The sequence below is a fragment of the Sphingomonas sp. genome, assembly GCF_030145815.1.
Lineage (GTDB): Bacteria > Pseudomonadota > Alphaproteobacteria > Sphingomonadales > Sphingomonadaceae > Sphingomonas.
The window spans coordinates 58,717-76,745 of sequence record NZ_JAIXHL010000022.1; the positions used below are offsets into that span (position 1 = coordinate 58,717).

At 66.3% G+C, this 18,029-nt stretch carries 19 protein-coding genes and 1 tRNA gene; 9 read left to right on the forward strand and 11 right to left on the reverse strand.

The features are described from left to right. Window positions 1-8 precede the first annotated feature (8 nt). A complete protein-coding gene (gene wecB / locus KYX69_RS17750; protein ID WP_300499640.1) occupies window positions 9-1,142 on the forward strand; it encodes a non-hydrolyzing UDP-N-acetylglucosamine 2-epimerase in 1,134 nt (377 codons plus the stop codon). After that, complete coding sequence (gene wecC, locus KYX69_RS17755; RefSeq protein WP_300499643.1) at window positions 1,132-2,394, forward strand: UDP-N-acetyl-D-mannosamine dehydrogenase; 1,263 nt, start codon at window positions 1,132-1,134, stop codon at window positions 2,392-2,394. Before wecB ends, wecC begins: the two co-directional genes overlap by 11 nt. A gap of 55 nt (window positions 2,395-2,449) precedes the next feature. On the opposite strand, the gene KYX69_RS17760 is transcribed toward wecC, so the two are convergent. Next, window positions 2,450-3,730, reverse strand: a complete 1,281-nt coding sequence (locus tag KYX69_RS17760; protein WP_300499646.1) for a sugar transferase — start codon at window positions 3,728-3,730, stop codon at window positions 2,450-2,452. 279 nt (window positions 3,731-4,009) lie between these two features. Next, window positions 4,010-4,708 (reverse strand): methyltransferase domain-containing protein, encoded by a 699-nt coding sequence (locus tag KYX69_RS17765; protein WP_300499648.1) that lies wholly within the window; start codon window positions 4,706-4,708, stop codon window positions 4,010-4,012. A gap of 150 nt (window positions 4,709-4,858) precedes the next feature. Here KYX69_RS17765 and KYX69_RS17770 point away from each other — a divergent pair, with 150 nt between their 5' ends. Then, complete coding sequence (locus KYX69_RS17770; protein ID WP_300499650.1) at window positions 4,859-6,130, forward strand: nucleotide sugar dehydrogenase; 1,272 nt, start codon at window positions 4,859-4,861, stop codon at window positions 6,128-6,130. Between the two features lie 80 nt (window positions 6,131-6,210). Here KYX69_RS17770 and KYX69_RS17775 read toward each other — a convergent pair whose 3' ends face one another. Then, window positions 6,211-6,810: an FKBP-type peptidyl-prolyl cis-trans isomerase gene (locus tag KYX69_RS17775; RefSeq protein ID WP_300499652.1), complete on the reverse strand. Its 600-nt coding sequence runs from the start codon at window positions 6,808-6,810 to the stop codon at window positions 6,211-6,213. A 96-nt stretch (window positions 6,811-6,906) separates the two neighbouring features. Continuing rightward, on the reverse strand, window positions 6,907-7,113 hold the full coding sequence (gene rpsU / locus KYX69_RS17780) for a 30S ribosomal protein S21 (RefSeq protein WP_066661016.1): 207 nt from the start codon (window positions 7,111-7,113) through the stop codon (window positions 6,907-6,909). A gap of 226 nt (window positions 7,114-7,339) precedes the next feature. On the opposite strand from rpsU, the gene KYX69_RS17785 reads away from it, so the two are divergent. The 5 genes from KYX69_RS17785 to KYX69_RS17805 all read left to right on the forward strand — a co-directional run bounded on the left by KYX69_RS17785 (window position 7,340) and on the right by KYX69_RS17805 (window position 13,212). Further along, on the forward strand, window positions 7,340-8,770 hold the full coding sequence (locus KYX69_RS17785) for a S41 family peptidase (protein WP_300499655.1): 1,431 nt from the start codon (window positions 7,340-7,342) through the stop codon (window positions 8,768-8,770). Window positions 8,771-8,824: 54 nt separating this feature from the next. Further along, window positions 8,825-10,003: a nucleotidyltransferase family protein gene (locus KYX69_RS17790; RefSeq protein ID WP_300499657.1), complete on the forward strand. Its 1,179-nt coding sequence runs from the start codon at window positions 8,825-8,827 to the stop codon at window positions 10,001-10,003. Next, window positions 10,000-11,286 carry an MFS transporter gene (locus KYX69_RS17795; protein WP_300499660.1) on the forward strand — a complete coding sequence of 429 codons (1,287 nt, stop codon included), beginning with the start codon at window positions 10,000-10,002 and terminating at the stop codon, window positions 11,284-11,286. Before KYX69_RS17790 ends, KYX69_RS17795 begins: the two co-directional genes overlap by 4 nt. 35 nt (window positions 11,287-11,321) lie before the next feature. Then, window positions 11,322-13,076, forward strand: a complete 1,755-nt coding sequence (recJ, locus tag KYX69_RS17800; RefSeq protein ID WP_300499662.1) for a single-stranded-DNA-specific exonuclease RecJ — start codon at window positions 11,322-11,324, stop codon at window positions 13,074-13,076. 61 nt (window positions 13,077-13,137) lie between these two features. Further along, window positions 13,138-13,212: transfer RNA gene (locus tag KYX69_RS17805), tRNA-Glu, on the forward strand. A gap of 169 nt (window positions 13,213-13,381) precedes the next feature. Here the strand turns inward: KYX69_RS17805 and KYX69_RS17810 are convergent. The 3 genes from KYX69_RS17810 to KYX69_RS17820 are packed head-to-tail and all read right to left on the reverse strand — an operon-like array spanning window position 13,382 to window position 15,003. Further along, on the reverse strand, window positions 13,382-14,161 hold the full coding sequence (locus tag KYX69_RS17810; protein WP_066573316.1) for a sulfite exporter TauE/SafE family protein: 780 nt from the start codon (window positions 14,159-14,161) through the stop codon (window positions 13,382-13,384). Between the two features lie 7 nt (window positions 14,162-14,168). Continuing rightward, the gene (locus tag KYX69_RS17815; RefSeq protein ID WP_066573313.1) at window positions 14,169-14,681 is read right to left on the reverse strand and encodes a rhodanese family protein; all 513 of its coding nucleotides are present in this window, start codon (window positions 14,679-14,681) and stop codon (window positions 14,169-14,171) included. A 4-nt stretch (window positions 14,682-14,685) separates the two neighbouring features. Further along, complete coding sequence (locus KYX69_RS17820) at window positions 14,686-15,003, reverse strand: helix-turn-helix transcriptional regulator (protein ID WP_066573310.1); 318 nt, start codon at window positions 15,001-15,003, stop codon at window positions 14,686-14,688. A gap of 68 nt (window positions 15,004-15,071) precedes the next feature. On the opposite strand from KYX69_RS17820, the gene KYX69_RS17825 reads away from it, so the two are divergent. Continuing rightward, window positions 15,072-15,947: an MBL fold metallo-hydrolase gene (locus tag KYX69_RS17825; protein WP_066573305.1), complete on the forward strand. Its 876-nt coding sequence runs from the start codon at window positions 15,072-15,074 to the stop codon at window positions 15,945-15,947. Between the two features lie 89 nt (window positions 15,948-16,036). Here the strand turns inward: KYX69_RS17825 and KYX69_RS17830 are convergent, their stop codons facing one another. The 4 genes from KYX69_RS17830 to KYX69_RS17845 all read right to left on the reverse strand — a co-directional run bounded on the left by KYX69_RS17830 (window position 16,037) and on the right by KYX69_RS17845 (window position 17,897). Then, window positions 16,037-16,240: a DUF6771 family protein gene (locus KYX69_RS17830; RefSeq protein WP_066573302.1), complete on the reverse strand. Its 204-nt coding sequence runs from the start codon at window positions 16,238-16,240 to the stop codon at window positions 16,037-16,039. 81 nt (window positions 16,241-16,321) lie between these two features. After that, window positions 16,322-16,558, reverse strand: coding sequence for an AlpA family phage regulatory protein (locus KYX69_RS17835; protein ID WP_066573299.1), 237 nt, complete (start codon window positions 16,556-16,558; stop codon window positions 16,322-16,324). A gap of 5 nt (window positions 16,559-16,563) precedes the next feature. Then, window positions 16,564-16,782, reverse strand: a complete 219-nt coding sequence (locus KYX69_RS17840; protein ID WP_066573934.1) for a DUF2274 domain-containing protein — start codon at window positions 16,780-16,782, stop codon at window positions 16,564-16,566. A 5-nt stretch (window positions 16,783-16,787) separates the two neighbouring features. Beyond that, entirely contained in the window at window positions 16,788-17,897 is a 1,110-nt protein-coding gene (locus KYX69_RS17845) for a TrbI/VirB10 family protein (protein WP_300499676.1), read from the reverse strand. Window positions 17,898-18,029 lie beyond the last annotated feature (132 nt).

An 18,029-nucleotide genomic window follows, 5' to 3' on the forward strand; every position in this document is an offset into this window, starting at 1 on the left:
GGACCGGCATGGCCACTGCACCGCGATTGCGCGTACTCATCGTGTTCGGGACCCGGCCAGAGGCGATCAAGCTCTACCCGTTGGTTCAGCGACTGCGCGACGACCCCGCCGTCGATCTGCGCGTGTGCGTGACGGCACAGCATCGCCAGATGCTCGACCAGGTGCTGGAGATTGCGGGCATCGTCCCCGACCATGATCTCGACATCATGCTCCCCAACCAGTCGCTGGACGAGCTGACCGCGCGGCTGCTGCGTGAGATTGGCCGGGTGCTCGACGAAGACAAACCCGACCGCGTCGTGGTGCAGGGCGATACCGCGACCGCGATGGTCGGCGCGCTGGCGGCCTATTACCGCAAGATCCCGGTGTCGCATGTCGAGGCCGGCCTGCGCAGCGGCAATATCCATCATCCTTGGCCCGAAGAGGTCAACCGCAAGATCATCGGCACCATCGCCGACCAGCATTTCGCGCCGACCGACACGGCACGCGACGCGCTGCTGATCGAAAATGTGCCCGCCGATCGCGTCCATGTGACCGGCAACACCGTAATCGACGCGCTCCACACGACGCTCGCGTCGATCGAGCAGAATCCGGCACTGGCCGCGCAGATCGAACCGATCCTCGCCCCGTTCGCGGGCAAGCGGATCATCGCGGTCACCACCCACCGGCGCGAGAATTTCGGGTCGGGGCTTGAGGGCATGGCGCGCGCGGTGCGCCGGATTGCCGAGCGCGATGATGTCGCCGTGATCTTCCCGGTCCATCCCAACCCCAATGTCCGCGCGCCGATGCAGGCGGTACTGGGCGGGATGGCGAATGTCGCGATGATCGACCCGCTCGATTATCCCAATTTCGTCGCCCTGCTCGCGCGCTGCCACCTCGTCCTCACCGACAGCGGCGGGGTGCAGGAAGAGGCGCCCGCGCTGGCCAAGCCGGTGCTGGTGATGCGCGAAACGACCGAGCGGCCCGAGGGCGTCGTCGCCGGCACCGCCCGGCTGGTCGGCAGCGATGAAGAAACGATCGTCGCGGCGACGCTGGAGCTGCTCGACGATCCGGAAGCCTATGCCGCCATGGCGCGCGCGCACAATCCGTTCGGAGATGGGAAGAGCAGTGACCGAATCGCACGGATCATCATCGATGCCCGCTGAAACCCAGCTCCGCGTCGGCGTCGTCGGCCTCGGCTATATCGGCCTGCCCACGGCGGCAGTCATCGCCCGCACCGGCGCGCGCGTCGTCGGCATCGATGTGAACCCGCATGTGGTCGAGACAATCAACCGCGGCCAGATTCATATCGAGGAGGCCAATCTCGACGCGCTGGTGCATCAGGTGGTCACATCGGGGCATCTCGCCGCCTCTCTCTCCGCCGAGCCGTGCGACGTGTTCGTGATTGCCGTCCCGACGCCCTTCGACGACGACCACCGTCCCGATATCAGCTATGTGCTGAAAGCGGGTGAGACCATCGCCCCGGTGCTCAAGCGCGGGGATCTGGTCATCCTGGAATCGACGTCACCCGTCGGCACGACCGAGCAGTTGCGCGACTTGTTCGCCGCTGCGCGCCCGGACCTCAGCTTTCCGCAGGGCTGGGACGATAGCGCCGATGTCTGCGTCGCCTATTGCCCCGAGCGCGTGCTGCCGGGGAAGATCCTGTTCGAGCTGGTCGACAATGACCGGTCGATCGGCGGGATCAGCGCGACCTGCGCCGATCGCGCGACCGCCTTCTACAAGCGGTTCGTCGAGGGCGCGTGCATCGTCACCACCGCGCGCACGGCGGAAATGTGCAAGCTGGTCGAAAACTCGTTCCGCGACGTCAACATCGCCTTCGCCAATGAATTGTCGATCGTGTGCGACACGCTGGAGCTGGACGTATGGGAGGTGATTCGCCTCGCCAACCGTCATCCGCGCGTCAACATCCTTCAGCCCGGACCCGGTGTCGGGGGGCACTGTATCGCGGTCGATCCGTGGTTCATCGTCCATAGCGACCCCGCCAATGCCCGCCTGATCCGCACCGCGCGTGAGGTGAATGACGGCAAGATCACCTATAGCTTCGAACGCGCCGCCGCGTTGGCCGACGCTGCGCCCGGCGCGAAGATCGCCTGCCTCGGCCTCGCCTTCAAACCCAATATCGACGATCTGCGCGAAAGCCCGGCGCTCCGCGTCGCACAGCTTCTGGCCGAGCGGTTCGGCGACCGGGTGCAGCTGGTCGAGCCGCATATCGACACCCTGCCCCGCGCGTTCGAGGGCACCGGCGCTCAGCTTACGACGCTCCATGCCGCTCTAAACGAATGCGAAGTGCTGATCCTGCTGGTCGATCACGACGCGTTCAAGGCAGTCACGGTCGAGCAACGCGCCGGCAAGCTGATCTACGACTGCCGCGGCATCTGGACCGCGGCGCGCAGCTGATCGGGTTCAGCTTGGGAAGAATGGCGGCACCGACGCGTGCCGTCCTTACACCAAGTTACTTCGCCCCGAACCCGCTCACCACCGTCGCGACGGTGCGGAACAGGATCAGCAGGTCGAGCCAGGCCGAGAAGTTCTTGATGTAGAAAAAGTCGTAATGAAGCTTGAGGTTGACCGAGGTCAGGTCGGCCACATGGCCCTGATTGACCTGTGCCCAGCCGCTGATCCCAGGCCGCACGATGTGGCGATAACGGTAATGCGGGATTTCCGCCTCATACCATTCGGACAGCGGGATTGCCTCCGGGCGCGGGCCGATCCAGCTCATCTCACCGCGCAGCACGTTGAACGCCTGGGGCAGTTCGTCGAGCCGCGACCGGCGCAGGAAGCGCCCGATCCGGGTGATCCGGTCATCCTCATCCTGCGTCACGCAATCGTCGCGGTCGGCGCGCTCGTCACGCGGCCGCATCGTGCGGAACTTGATCACCGTAAACGGCTCGCCGCGAAAGCCCATGCGCTGCTGGGTGAACAACACCGGCCCGCGCGAATCGAGCCGGATCGCGATCGCGATCATGGCCAGAACCGGCAACAATACCGGCATGATGAACAGCGTGCCGATGACATCGATGACGCGCTTGATCTTCACATAGGCCAGGTTCGGCATCAGCGAGCCGAAGCTGTTTTCCGACAAATGCTCGATCGCGACGCGACCGGTCAGCGATTCGGCGACCTGCTTGACGTGATAGACCAGATGCCCGCGGATCGCCGCCTCGGCCAGCATCCGCTCCCACGCATCGGGATGGTCGTGACGCAGGTCAGCAACGATCACCGCGCGCCGCACCGTCGGCACTTCCGGGCTCAGCAGCGGGATCCACTCGACCTCGGGCGTCTGGTCCACCACCGACATGTCGCCCGCAGTGACGTAATAGAATCGCAGCGCCGTGGTCTTGTCGAGATGGAAGCGCAGCGCGAACGCGACCGCGACCGCAATGATGAACGACGCCGCGAGATAGAGGCGGCTGTAATCAGCGCGCGCCGCGAACAGCGCGGCCAGCGCGATGCCATAGGAGCTGACAAAGGACGGGATGATGTACCCGAACACCGTCGTTCCGGGGAATGCGGAGACGCGGCGCAACAGCACCACGCCCAGCGTCACTGCAAACGCCGCCGCGAGCACCGCATAATCGGTCGGCCGCGACGGGATGCCCGGCACCAGATAGCGGCCCAGCAACGGCGCCGGCGCCATGACCGCAAGCACGAGCAGCAACAGCAGCTCGACCCGCATCGATTCGAACAGGCTGTTGCGCGGCCGATGCGTCAGCTCGGCATACATCTTCAACATTTCCGCCCCCCATGAGCGGGACGGCCGATCAGCGGTTCACGCATGTTCACGCCGAGCCTCCCAAGCTCTGGACCCCCAATTTCCACCCGGCCCTCCATCCTTCCACCGGGACTCGGTGGCATGAACAGGCTGTGACAGGTGGGACGGCCAAACCCCATAGCCGAAATTTCGCCTGACCGCGAATCGCCGGAATGGGTCATCGGTTCCGCCGAGCCCGACAAAAACCGTGTTGCTGACCATTCTTACGCCACCGTGACTGTCGCGCTTCGGATTCGCCAATCAGCCAAGCCGCCCCACCATCACGACCAACGTCTTGCTGCGCTTCGCGCCGCCCAGTTGCATCAGCAGGCGATCGCCCGGCGGGGCTGCATAAAAATGATGCTCGACCGGGACCACGCCGACTTGGCGATACAAGGCCGCCAGTTCGCTCGCGCTCGCCATCGATTTGACATGGGCAAAGTAACGCGGCCGCCCGGTCAGCCCGAACGCGACGCGCTCCGCCTTGCGATACAGCGATTCGCTGTTCGGCAGCGACAGGATCAACCGCGCGCCCGGCTTGAGCAGCCGCACCAGTCGCGCGACCTCGCCCTGCAGATCGGGCAGATATTCGAGCACGCTGGAGCTCAGCACCACGTCGAACGTCCCCGCCGGTCGCGCCGACAGGCTGTCGAGCAACGCCACCTCGAAGTCGATATCGGTCAGCCCCAGCTCCTGCTGGCGCTTGCGAGCCAACGCGATCATCGCGGCGCTGCCGTCGATCGCGGTCACCGAAGCGCCGACCCGCGCGGCTTCGAAGCTGAACGTCCCCGCGCCGCATCCGGCATCGAGCACGCGGTCGCCCGGCGCGACATGGCGCGCGATCAGGTCGCGCCACAGCGCCAGCCGCTCGCGGAAGCGCGGCGAATGGTCATATCCGGCTTGAAACGACTCGGCGATCGACTCGTGCCAATCCACCGCATCGGCTGTCTTGGCTGTCACGGGACGTCGCCTCCAATCGGCGTCGCGTTTACGGGCCGGATCGGTCGATATCAAGGCTTTCCGCAGCCTTACTATGCTTGCCATCCCCCCGGCTCTTTGCGAAAGGGCGCGCCAAGACCTGCCCCGTCGGGCATGGGCGGGGGACCGTGAATGTCGGCAGATACGAAGGTTGTTGTCGTCGGCCTGGGCTATGTCGGGCTGCCGCTGGCGGTGGCACTGGCCAGGCGCTTCGAAACCGTCGGCCTCGATATCGACGCGGGCCGAATCACCGAGTTGAAGGCCGGCCATGACCGCACCGGCGAGATCGACGCCGATCGCCTAGCCGCGTCCAGCCTCACGCTGACCAGCGACCCGGCCGAGTGCCCGGCGGCCGATTTCATCATCGTCACCGTTCCCACCCCGGTCGATGCCGACAACAAGCCGGACCTGCGCATCGTGATGGCCGCGACCCGCACCGTTGCGAGCATGATCGATCCCGCGCGCGCGCCGATCATCGTCTATGAAAGCACCGTCTATCCCGGCGTGACCGAAGAACTGTGCGGGCCGGAGATCGAGCGGATTACGGGCCTTGTCGGCGGCAAGGACTTCTTCCTCGGCTATTCACCCGAGCGCATCAATCCGGGCGACCGCGAGCATACGATCGACAAGATTACCAAGGTCGTGTCCGGCCAGACCCCCGAAGTGCTCGACCGCGTCGCCGCGCTCTATGAGCAGGTGACGAGCGGCGGCGTGTTCCGCGCGGCATCGATTCGCGCCGCCGAGGCCGCCAAGGTGATCGAGAACGCCCAGCGCGACATCAACATCGCCTTCATGAACGAGATTACGAGGATCTTCTCCGCGATGGACCTGTCGATCTGGGACGTGCTGGCCGCGGCGCGGACCAAGTGGAACTTCCTGCCCTTCCATCCCGGCCTTGTCGGTGGCCACTGCATCGGCGTTGACCCCTTCTACCTCAGCCACAAGGCCGAGATGCTGGGCCATAACCCGCAAGTCATCCTGGCCGGGCGCAGCACCAATGACGATATGGCGGGCTGGATCGCCGACCGGCTGCACGGCCTTCGCGGCGGCGTTGCCGGGCGCGCGCTGGTGCTGGGCCTGACCTTCAAGGAAAATGTCCCCGACCTGCGCAATTCCAAGGTCGCCGACCTGATCGCGCGCCTCGCCGAACTGGGCCACGCAGTCACCGTCCACGACCCGCTCGCCGATCCGGCCGAGGCACGCCATGAATATGGGCTGGAGCTGGCCGGCCACGCCGCGCTGGACGGGCAATATGATCTCGTGCTGCTTGCCGTGACGCACGACGACTATGTCGCGATGGGCCCCGACAAGCTCTCCGCGCTGGTCGCGCCGGGCGGCCTGTTCGCGGACCTCAAGAACGCGGTGCCGGGCGCCGGTGCCGCAACGGGCCGCTGGACGCTCTAGGCGCGAAGGCAAGCCCCGAAACGAAAAAAGGCGAGGCCATCGGCCTCGCCTTTTTCATGTCCGCAACGGGATGGGCCCGATCAGTTGCCCGGCGGCGGGGCACCACCCGGGGCACCGCCCATCTGCTGCTGCATCATCTGCTGATAGACGCTCATCGGCAGGAATTCCATGAGCTCGACCTCGAACACCAGCAGCGAATCGGCCGGGATCACCTCACGCCCGCTACGCGGATCGGTCTTGGCCTCGCTGCCATAACCGAGCTCTGGCTTGATCCAGATGCGGTATTTGCCGCCCTTCTTCATGAGCTTGAGCGCTTCAGTGAAGCCGGGGATCATGCCCGCGACCGGCAGCGGGGTCGGCTGCTGGCTGGCGTCGAACGTCTCGCCGTTGCGCAGCGTGCCCTTGTAATTGACCAGCGCGACGTCGCTGTCGGTCGGGCTGGCACCGGTGCCTTCGGTGATCGTCTGGATCTGCAGACCCGACGCGGTCTCGGTCACGCCGGCCTGCGCCTTGTTACGGGCCAGGAACGTCGCATTGTCGGCGCGCTCGGTCACGACCTTTTCGGTCCCGACCCAGGCCAGCGCCACTGCGCCCGCAACTGCCACGATGATGCCGAGCCAGAGCCAGACAAGCGCGCTCCGCTTGGTCGGTGCGATCGGCACGGCGGTGACGGACGACATGGCTCAGCTATCCTGACAGGGCCGGCCCGCGGCGCGGCGAACGATCACAAACGTCACGCTGTCGGCACGCCCCGCGCGCCGACAGCGAATCGGGCCTTAACGGGCGCCGTCGCGCTCCATGCGCTTGCGCTCGAGCTTGCGTGCACGACGCACCGCAGCGGCACGCTCACGGGCGCGCTTTTCGCTCGGCTTTTCAAAGTGACGGCGCAGCTTCATCTCGCGATAGACGCCCTCACGCTGCAGCTTCTTCTTGAGCGCCCGCAGCGCCTGGTCGACATTGTTGTCGCGAACGATGATTTGCATAAAGCCGTCTCAACTCCAGATTCGAATTCAACAGAACAGGGATCGCCGAAGCACCTGCCCCGGGCGTTGGGACGCGCCCCTAGCAAAGGGCTGGCCGAAAGACAAGGTGAAGCGGCGATTTCCTCGACAGCCCGGCGATTCCGGCCCGCAATCGCACCGGGGTGCGACAAACGCGCCACATTTACCACATGACGACCGCCCCCGCTTGCGATAGTCTAGACCCGCTATGCGCCAGTTTTTTGTTCATTCGCAACGCTTTACGGCGGCCGTCGCCACCCTCGCCCTGTTGTCCGCCTGTGGTGGTGGCGGCAGCAGCGGATCGATCAGCTCGGGCGGCGGCGGCGGCACGCCCGCGCCCACCGGCACCTGCTCGCTCTCCTCGCGCCAGGCGTGGGTCGCGCAGCAGCTCAACGAATGGTATCTCTTCCCCGAGACGCTGCCGACCAACCTCAGCGCGACGCCCTATGCAACGGTTCAGGACTATATCGACGCACTTACCGCCACCGCCCGAGCGCAGAGCAAGGACCGCTATTTCACCTACATCACCTCGATCGCCGAGGAGAACGCCTATTACAACTCCGGCTCCAATGCCGGGTTCGGCGTGCGCCTGTCGGTCGATTCGGTTGCGCGTCGCCTGCTGATCGCCGAGGCATTTGAAGGCACGCCGGCGCTGACCGCCGGGATCGACCGCGGCACCGAGATTCTGGCGATCGGCACCAGCTCCGCCACGCTGCGCAATGTCAGCGACATCATCGCCAGCGAAGGCTCGGCCGGCATCACCAACGCGCTGAACGGCGACACGCGCGCCTTCCGCTTCCGCCCGCTCGGCGGGTCGGAACAGACCGCGACGATCACCCGCGCGACCTATACGCTGACCCCGGTCTCGGCCCGCTATGGCGCGAAGATCATCGACGATGCGGGCAAGAAGGTCGGCTACATCAACCTGCGCACCTTCATCAACACCGCCGAATCGCCGCTGCGCAGCGCCTTTGCCGACTTCCGGGCGCAGGGGGTGAGCGAGGTTATCATCGACCTGCGCTACAATGGCGGCGGGCTGGTTTCGATCGCGACGCTTATCAACAACCTGCTCGCCCGCGACAAGACCAGCGGCCAGGTCGCCAACTACACGACCTTCCGCGCGTCGAAGGCGTCGAACAACGAAACCACCGTCTTCAGCCCGCAGGCGCAGTCGATCACCCCGACCCGCATCGCCTTTATCGGCACCGGCGGCAGTGCGTCGGCGAGCGAGCTGGTGATGAACACCTTCATCCCCCATCTCGGGAACCGCGCGGCGCTGATCGGCACCAACACCTATGGCAAGCCGGTGGGGCAGATCGCAGTCGACCGCACCGCGTGCGACGACCGGCTGCGCGTCGTCGCCTTCGCCACCGAGAACAGCGCGCGTCAGGGCGCCTATTATACCGGCCTTGCCAGCTTCATGGGCGCCACCTGCCAGGCGAGCGACGACGTGACCCGCCCGCTCGGCGATCCGCAGGAAGCGTCGATCAAGACCGCGCTTGATTTCCTCGCCGGTCGCAGCTGTACGCCGATCACCGCGTCGAGCATGGCAGGCGCGCGAAGCAGCAAGGGCGCACTGGAGCTGCTAAGCCCCGCACGGCCGAGCACCGCACAGCGTGAGGTGCCCGGGTCGTTCTGACGGCCGACACCGTGCGGCGGGGGCCGCACGCAAATGGGTTTTGGGGGATCAAGGGTGCCAAAGCCGCAGCGGGCAAGTGATGCGACGGGCGCCTTCGGCTTTCTGGCCGCCGCGTGCCGCTGGCCCGACGATGCCGCCCGGCAAACTGCGATTCAGGCGGCTGCGACACGCGTAACCGACTGGGAAGCGGTATTCACCGACGCAACCCGTCACCGCGTGATGCCAATGGTCGCTGGGGCGATGCGCGGCATCGACCCTGTGCCGACACCGATTGTCGAGCGCAGCACCGCCATCGCCCGCCGCGACGGCATGCTCGCCATGGCGCAGACTGCGGAACTGTGCCGCATCGGCGCGGCCTTCACCGAACGGGGGGTCGACTGGATCACGGTCAAGGGGCCGGCGCTGGCATTGCTCGCCTATGGCAATGTCGGGACCAAGGCGTCGCACGATATCGACCTGCTGATCGATCCCGCCGCGCGGGCCGAGGCGTTCGCGGTGCTGCAGGCGCTGGGCTATGTCTCGCTCGACGGACAGGACCGCGCAGAGCCCGGCACGCTCGACCATGTGCTCAAGGACAGCGGCTGGCGGCATCCCGCAAACCGGGTGATGGTCGAACTCCACACCCGCCTGTTCATTAACCGCGCACTCGTTCCCACGCTTGGCCTGAACTCACCGCGCGAGACCGTCGCGGTCGGCAGCGAGCATCGCCTGCCCTCGCTCGCCCGCCCCGAAATGCTGGTCTATCTCGCCGTGCATGGCGCGAGCACCAACTGGCACCGGCTGAAATGGATCGCCGATTTCGCCGCGCTCACCCGGTGCAGCAGCGATGCGGAGCGCGCCGCCGCACGGGATTGCGCCGCCCGGATCGGCGCGGGCGATGTGCATGACAGCGCGCTGGCGCTGGCGGCCGATCTGTTCGGCGACTCCGCCTGCCCGCCGCCCGCGACGCTGTCGCATCAGGCGCGCCGCCTGACCGCAGCGGCGCTGCGCGACCTCACCGCTCCGCACCGCGCAACGCTGCGCGAAGCGGACTGGGACCGCAGCCTGGTTGTCTATCTCGACAAAATCCGGTTCATGCCGGACTGGGCCTATCGCCGTGAGGAGCTGCGCCTGATGCTGATCGAAGCCTCGTCCTACTCCCCCGACGCGCCGTGGTGGCGGCCCTGGGTCGCGCCCTTCGGCCTCGCCGGGCGGTTCGTGCGACGCAAGCTCACTCAGGCGGTCGGCCGATGAGCCACACATTGGATACGCGCCACCGCCTCAAGTCCATCTTTGGTGGGTCGGCGGGCAATCTGGTCGAATGGTATGACTGGTACGCCTATGCCGCGTTCAGCAGCTACCTCGCGCCGCATTTTTTCCCCAAGGGCGATCCGCTGGCGCAATCGCTCAACGTCTGGGCGATCTTTGCGGTGGGCTTCTTCATGCGCCCGATCGGCGCGTGGCTGATGGGCATTTACGGCGACCGGCGCGGGCGCAAGGCTGGCCTAACGCTGTCGGTGACTTTGATGTGCGGCGGATCGATGTTGATCGCGGTGACGCCAAGCTATGACAGTATCGGCGCCTGGGCGACGGTATCGCTGGTCGTCGCACGGCTGATGCAGGGCTTGTCGGTCGGCGGCGAATATGGCGCGAGCGCGACCTATCTGTCGGAAATGGCAGGGCGCGAGCGGCGCGGTTTCTATTCCAGCTTCCAATATGTGACGCTGATCTCCGGCCACCTCGTCGCGCTCGCGGTGCTGCTCGCGCTGCAGGCGGCGATGGCCGACACCGCGCTCGCGGAGTGGGGCTGGCGGGTCCCCTTCTTCATCGGCGGCGCGCTGGCGGTCGGCGTATTCTGGCTCCGCCGCAACCTGCCCGAGACGCAGAGCTTCGCCAACCGCAGCACGGCGGCGGAGGACAAGTCCAGCTTCGGCGGCCTGTTCCTGCGCCACCCGCGTGAGGCGGCACTGGTGATGCTGCTCACCGCCGGCGGCACGCTCGCCTTCTACGCCTACTCCGTCTATTTGCTCACCTTCCTCAGCGGCACCGGAGCGTTCACAAAGCAGGTCTCGACCCAGATCAGCGCCGCCGCTTTGTTCGTGTTCATGTGCCTCCAGCCGCTCGCGGGTGCGCTGTCCGACCGGATCGGGCGCAAGCCGCTGATGATCGGGTTCGGGGTGCTGGGCGTGCTCTTCACCTGGCCGATCTTCACCACGCTGGAAACAGTGCAGACCCCGCTCGCCGCCTTCCTCATCATGTCCGGCGCGCTGGTGATCGTCACCGGCTACACCTCGATCAACGCGGTGGTGAAGGCAGAGCTGTTCCCGGCGCATATCCGCACGCTCGGCGTCGCCCTGCCCTATGCGCTGGCCAACGCGATCTTCGGCGGCACCGCGCCCTATGTCGCCTTGTGGTTCAAGGATCAGGGGATGGAACGCGGCTTCTACTGGTATGTCACCGCGATGATCGGCGTCTCGCTGGTCACCTATCTGCTGATGCGCGACACGCGGGTGCATTCGAAGATCCTGGAGGATTGATTCCCTCCACCGCCAAACCACGCTAAAGCCCCCCGATGACTCCCGTGCTCAACGTCCACAGCTCGATCCTCGGCCAGGCCTGGCGCTGGCGCGGGCTGGCGGCGGATGCGCGCGATCCCTCCTTCGCTCCCGACGATCTGGTCACCCAGTTGCTGCTGACCCGCGGCTGCCCGCGTGAGGAGCTGGAGGCGCATCGCAGCCCGAGCATCCGCGCCTTCATGCCCGACCCCTCGATCTTCCGCGGCATGGACCGCGCCGCCGAACGTCTGGCCGACGCCGTGCAGCGCGGCGAGCAAGTCACGGTGTTCGGCGATTATGACGTCGATGGCGCAACCTCGGCGGCGTTGCTGATCCGCCTGCTGCGCGATCTCGGCCTCGACCCTCGCGCCTATATCCCCGACCGGCTGATGGAGGGCTACGGCCCCTCGGGCGAAGCGCTGGTGCGGTTGAAGCGCGACGGCGCCGACCTGATCGTCACGGTCGATTGCGGGGCGATGGCCTATGACGCGCTGGCCGAGGCAAAGGCGGTCGGTGCCGAGGTGATCGTGGTCGACCACCACAAATGCGCGTCCGAACTCCCGGTCGCGCTTGCGCTCGTCAACCCCAACCGCCTCGACGAGGACGAAGGGCGCGCGCACGGCCACCTCGCCGCCGTCGGCGTCGCCTGGCTGCTCGGCGCGGCTTTGGTCCGCGTGCTGCGCGGACGCGGCTTCTTCGCCAGCCGCGCCGAACCGCGCCTGCTCGACCTGCTCGACCTCGTCGCGCTCGGCACCGTCGCCGATGTGGCGCAGCTCAAGGGCCTCAACCGCGCCTTCGTCGCGCAGGGCCTCAAGGTCATGGCGCAGCGCCGCAACATCGGCATGAACGCGCTGATCGAGGCGAGCCGCCTGACCCGCGCCCCGACCTGCACCGATCTCGGCTTCGCGCTTGGGCCGCGCATCAACGCCGGCGGCCGCGTCGGCAAATCGGACCTCGGCGTGCGCCTGCTCACGACCGAGGATATGGACGAGGCACGCGGCATCGCGCAGGAGCTCGACCGGCTGAACGAAGAGCGCCGCGCGATCGAGGCCGAGGTCCAGCAATCCGCCGAAGCGATGGAGCCCGAGGGCGCAGTCGCGGTCGTCGCCGCGCGCGGCTGGCACCCCGGCGTGATCGGGATCGTCGCTGGCCGGCTCAAGGAAAAGCATGGCCGCCCCGCCATCGTCATCGCGATCGGCGAGGATGGCATCGGCAAGGGCTCGGGCCGCTCGATCTCCGGCGTCGATCTCGGCGCAGCGATCATTGCGGCCAAGGAAGCCGGCCTGCTGATCGCGGGCGGCGGCCATGCGATGGCGGCGGGCGTCACCGTAGCCGAGGGTCAGATTCCGGCGTTCGTCGCCTTCCTCAACGCCAAGCTGGCCGAAGCGGTCGAGCGCGCCTCCGAATCACGCGCGCTGCTGCTCGACGCCGTCCTCGCGCCGGGCGGGGTCAATCCGCAGCTGGTCGAGGCGATGGAGGCCGGCGGCCCTTACGGCATGGGCTGGCCCGCGCCGCGCGTGGTCGCGGGACCGGTACGGCTGATCAAGTGCGACGTGGTCGGCAACGGCCATGTCCGCGCGATCGTCGCGGGCGATGACGGACGCAGCATCAAGGCGATGGCCTTCCGCGCCGCCGACACCCCGCTCGGCCTCGCCCTGCTCGGCGCGCCGCGCGACCGCAAGCTGTGGATCGCCGGTCGCGCAAAGATCGACGACTGGGGCCCAAGGCCCGCGGCGGAAATTCATCTCGATGATGCAGCCTGGGCCGACTGATCGATACGATTCGCCCTTGACCGCGGCGACGGCTTTGCCTAACCGGCGCCCTCGCCTTCACGGCCCCTTCGTCTAGCGGTTAGGACGCGGCCCTTTCACGGCTGAAACACGGGTTCGATTCCCGTAGGGGTCACCAAGTCTTTTCAAAGACTTAGCGGAAATTTACGCCGATTTTCAGGCGATTTCTCTCATATTTCTCTCAAATAGATTCCGGGACGCCGGGGGATTGCGTCGGAATCGATTGCGAGATCACATCGCCTGAAGTCGGATGAGCACGGCTCTCTGACCCGTGAGTCGTCTGAAGCTCAAAGGGTGGACAGGACGACGTAGGCACCGACCGCAACAACGACGCCCGCGAATCCCTTTTCAAGGACACCCTTGCGGGCGGCGAACAAACGCCCCAGCCAGATGCCGAAGATCGTTCCGCCCACGCCGCCGGCCACCAGCAGCGCGGTCACCGTCCAGTCGACCAGCCCGGATGCGGCATAGGAAGTGGCGGTCGTCAGGCCAAGCGCACTGACGACGACCAGCGACGTGCCGATGGCGTAGGGCAAAGGCATCGCTGTCGCGAGCATCAGTCCCGGCACGATCAGAAAACCGCCTCCGATCCCAAAGAAGCCGGCGGCGAGCCCTACGGTGAGCCCGATCGGCACGAGTCGCGGCAGGAGTGTTGCGGCGCTTTCGCGCGTGAGGCGCACGTCAGGCACCTCGGCGGCTCTCCGCCTGCGGAGCATCGACAGGCCCACGCCGACCATCAGCAGCCCAAAGAGCGAGAGCAACCGCTCGCCGTCGATTGCCTTGCCCAGTTCGGCGCCGAGTGCCGCACCGATCATCCCGGATGCGGCGAACACGGCGGCGCAACGCCACTTCACCCGGCCGGCGCGGGCGTGTCCTGCTAGGCTGGCAAGCGCGTTCGCCGTCACCGCGACGGCGGCCGTGCCGATCGCTGCGTGTGCCGAACCGATGCCGACCACGTAGACCAGGAGCGGCACCGCGAGGATAGATCCGCCGCCGCCGACAAGGCCGAGCACGAGGCCGACCAGTCCGCCCGATGCCAGCGCCGCAACGATCGAGAGGGCGCCCATCGGTGCCTCAGGCGGCCGCGCGCCGATTCCAGGGCATGACGCGAAGCAGGTTCGCCATGCCACACCAGCCCGTAGTACCGGCGAACATCAGCCCCACGCCGACGAAGGCGGACAGCCCGAAGAATCCCGGTGCAACCAACCACCCGAGCAGGACGCCAGCGAGCACCAGAGCGCCAGCGGTGATCTGCACCTGCCGCATGATCTCCAGCGGCTGTCTGCGATCGGCGACGGTCGCGAAGCCGGCGCGCCGCCAGTTATCGATCCCCCCTTCGAGAAGGTAGGCGGGCGCACCGGCGGCGGCCGCCTGAAGCTGCGCCGCGTTGGCTGCCGTCCGCATGCAAGAACGGCAATGAAATATGACAGGACGGCCGTCGGCCGCCAGGTCGCTGATCCGCGCGAGCGGCAGATTGAGCGCGCCGGGGATGCGCTCGCGCGCATGTTCGTCGGCGTCGCGGATATCGACCAAGCGTGCGCCGGTCTCGATCGCCGCACGCGCCGCAGTCGGGGACAGGGTCTCCATGTCATCAATCCTTGCAGAAGAGCTGGTAAAGTGTGGTGAGCAGCGTCTCGACGCGCGGATCGGCGATCCGATACCAAAGCGTCTGGCTGTCGCGCCGGAAAGCGATGAGCCCCTCGTCGCGCATCTTTGCGAGATGCTGCGAGCAGGCCGACTGCGACAACCCGACATCGCTGGCGAGGTCGCGCACCGTCACCTCGCCATGCTCGACGAGCTTGCAAAGCAGCATCAGTCGGCGGGCATTGCCGATCGCCTTCAGTGTGTCGGCAACCTGCCCGGCCTTCGCCTCGAACGTCGCCAAGTCCATGGGCGGCTTGAGCATCATCGTTACTCCGTTAGGTATTGCTAATTTAGTATATGCTAATATATAGTCAAGCCAAACGGAGGACGATTATGACCCGGCCCCATATTGAGGCTTTTTTCGACGAGCCGACGAACACGATCAGCTACCTCGTCGGTGACCCCACCACTCGCACCGCCGCCATCATCGACCCGGTGCTCGACTTCGATCTGGCCAGTGGTGTTGCTGACACGCGCTCGGCGGAACGCATCCTTGCGTTCGCAAGCGATCAGGATTGGCGCGTCGAGATGGTGCTGGAGACGCACGCGCACGCCGACCATCTGTCAGCCGCTCCGTTCATCAAGGCTCACACCGATGCATGGATCGGCATCGGCACGCATATTCGCGACGTGCAGCGCATCTTCCGCCCGGTTTTCGCCATGACCGATCTGAAGACCGACGGCTCCGATTTCGATCGGCTGTTCGAGGACGGCGATCGTTTCGCGATCGGCGCGCTGGAGGTGGAAGTGCTGCATGTTCCGGGGCACACGCCGGCGGACATCGCTTATCGGATCGGCGACACGGCCTTCGTCGGCGACACGCTGTTCATGCCCGACTATGGCACAGCGCGGGCCGACTTCCCCGGTGGCGATGCGCGCACGTTGTACCGGTCCATTCAGCGCCTGCTGTCGTTGCCCGACGACACACACTTGTTCATGTGCCACGACTACAAGGCGCCAGGCCGGGACGAGTATTGCTGGGAGACCACGGTGCGAGAACAGCGCATGGCCAGTGTCCATGTGCACGATGGCGTGACCGAGGATGCGTTCGTCGCGATGCGTGAGCAACGCGATGCCGGACTTGCGGTGCCGAAGCTGCTGCTACCCTCGATTCAGGTCAACATTCGCGCGGGACGGTTCCACGAGGCGGAGGCAAACGGCGTGACTTACCTGCGGATACCGGTGAAGTGGCAAGGCCATGCAGGTTAAGCCGGGCCAATAAACGGAGCCGTCTAGCCCAGCTCGGCGCGGCAGCTTCTGGCGATCGACCGAGAACCGAAGTTCGAAGCCGAAAGCGGTCAGATTGGCAGCGTCAACTGGTCCATATCCAGGCTGGGCTCAGTGTGATGTAGCCGATCGACGATCGCGCGCGCCAACTCCTCCGCAGCCTCCGCACGCAATCGATCATTCGGCATCGTGATCCCGACGCGCGCCCATCCTGGCGCGGCAAGGATGGCGGATGAGATGGCGGCACGCGAGGGCTCTGGGGCGAATCGTTCCATGCCGAAGAAATGGCACAAAACAAGAACAAATGGAACGAGTGTCTCGCCGCCTGCCTATGGGAACGCGACGGACCGAGGCCGCTACCCGGTCGGCAAATCTCGGTCTACGATCCTCCGCCGCACCGTCTCCCGCAAACTGGCGACGATGATCAGCGTGCTCCGTCGGTCCTTCGCGATCTGGATTTCGCCACAAGCGATCAGCTCGTAGATCCTCGATCGGCTCAGCCCGGTCATGGCAACGGCGGTGGGGATGCGAACGCTGATCGGCTCGATCGACCCGTTTGCGGGGTATCTCTCATCCAGGCTGGCGGTGCCCATGGCGGTCACTTCCCACCCGACCGGGCTTTCGCGAAGGCCCGGTCGCTGTCGAGGAAGGCGGTCAGCATGGACGGGATCAGGTCGGCGACGGCCTCTTCCTGGCTATAGGCCTCCTTGTAGAGCGCTGCGTATCGCGTGAGATCGGCGAAGAGGTGCGGGGGCACCTGGATGCTGATCTTCACCGGGGTGCGGTCGGGAAGCCGCGGAAGACGTAGGTCCGCCATCGCCATTACTCCATCCAGGGTTTCAGGATCAGGTCGTGATGCACCAGCAGCCGGACGGGTGCGCCCGGGCGAATGGTGATCGTCGGTTGGATCTGCAGATTCCGCGAAGTGAGTTGATCGCCGGCGCGCGAGACGCTTTGCTGGGTCGACTGCCTCACGGCCTGGACCAGATCGCTCTCACCGCTGAACTGCAATTCCGAACCAACGCCGAGCAGGGTCGACAGCACCACGCCCTTGAGCAGCGCCCAGGTATGGAAATCGACCTTGTCGGCTAGCCCGGCATAGCCCGACGGATCGGTGGCCGGCGCGTTGTCCAGGCGGATCGAACTACCGTCGGGGAAGATGATCCGCTGCCATACGACCAGTGCCCGCCATTGCCCGAACGCGACGACGTTGTCGTATGCGCCGATGAGCCGGGCACCCTGCGGTACCAGCAGGATATTGCCAGTCGCGCTGTCGAAGACCCGCTCGGTTACTTGCGCGGTCACGAGACCCGGCAGGTCCGATCTCAGGCCGGTGATCAGGCTTGCCGAGATCACGCTGCCCGTAGACAGGGTGAACGGCGATGGACGCGGCGTCACCGCATGCGGGTTGATGTCGGCAGCATTGCCGGGGGTACGGATAAAATCGGCTTTGCGCTCCTGGCCGTTGGGATCGCGCTCGGCATCGACTGCGACCTTGGCGATCTGTTCACCAGACCGCGGCGGTCCCGGCGTCGGACCCGCCGGCATCGGTCCGCCCTGCGCTTGCTGGCCGGCGGTCTGGATCAGCAATCCGGATTCACGCGCCGCCTTGAGTTCCGCAGCCCGGCGCTGGCGGGCGTCGTCGGCGGTTTGCGGTACTGCCGATACCGGCGGAACTGGTGGTATCCCCTCGCCAGCAAGCTGGCGCTGACGATCGAGGATGGGTTTGCCCAAATCTCCGGGCAGCGGCGGCCCCAGCTTCGGCACTGTATCGTAGCTCGCCGGCAGCGCGCCCAGTGTATCGGTCGGCGCCTTGGCCGCGAGGTTCTTGTCGTCGCCGTCCGCGGCGAGATGCAGCGCGCGAGGCTCGAGCGCGAACCAAGCCGTGCCGACGACGCCGGCGACGGCGATCGCGGCGAGCGACACGATCACGCCGCGCTTAACAGCCCGTTGACGAAGTCGGGTCCGTCTGATTCAGAGAGAGTATTGAAGGACGAGATAGGCTGCAGCGATGGCGATGAGGCGTGATGGGGATGTTCAGCCGGATCTGATCGTGTCCTGGTC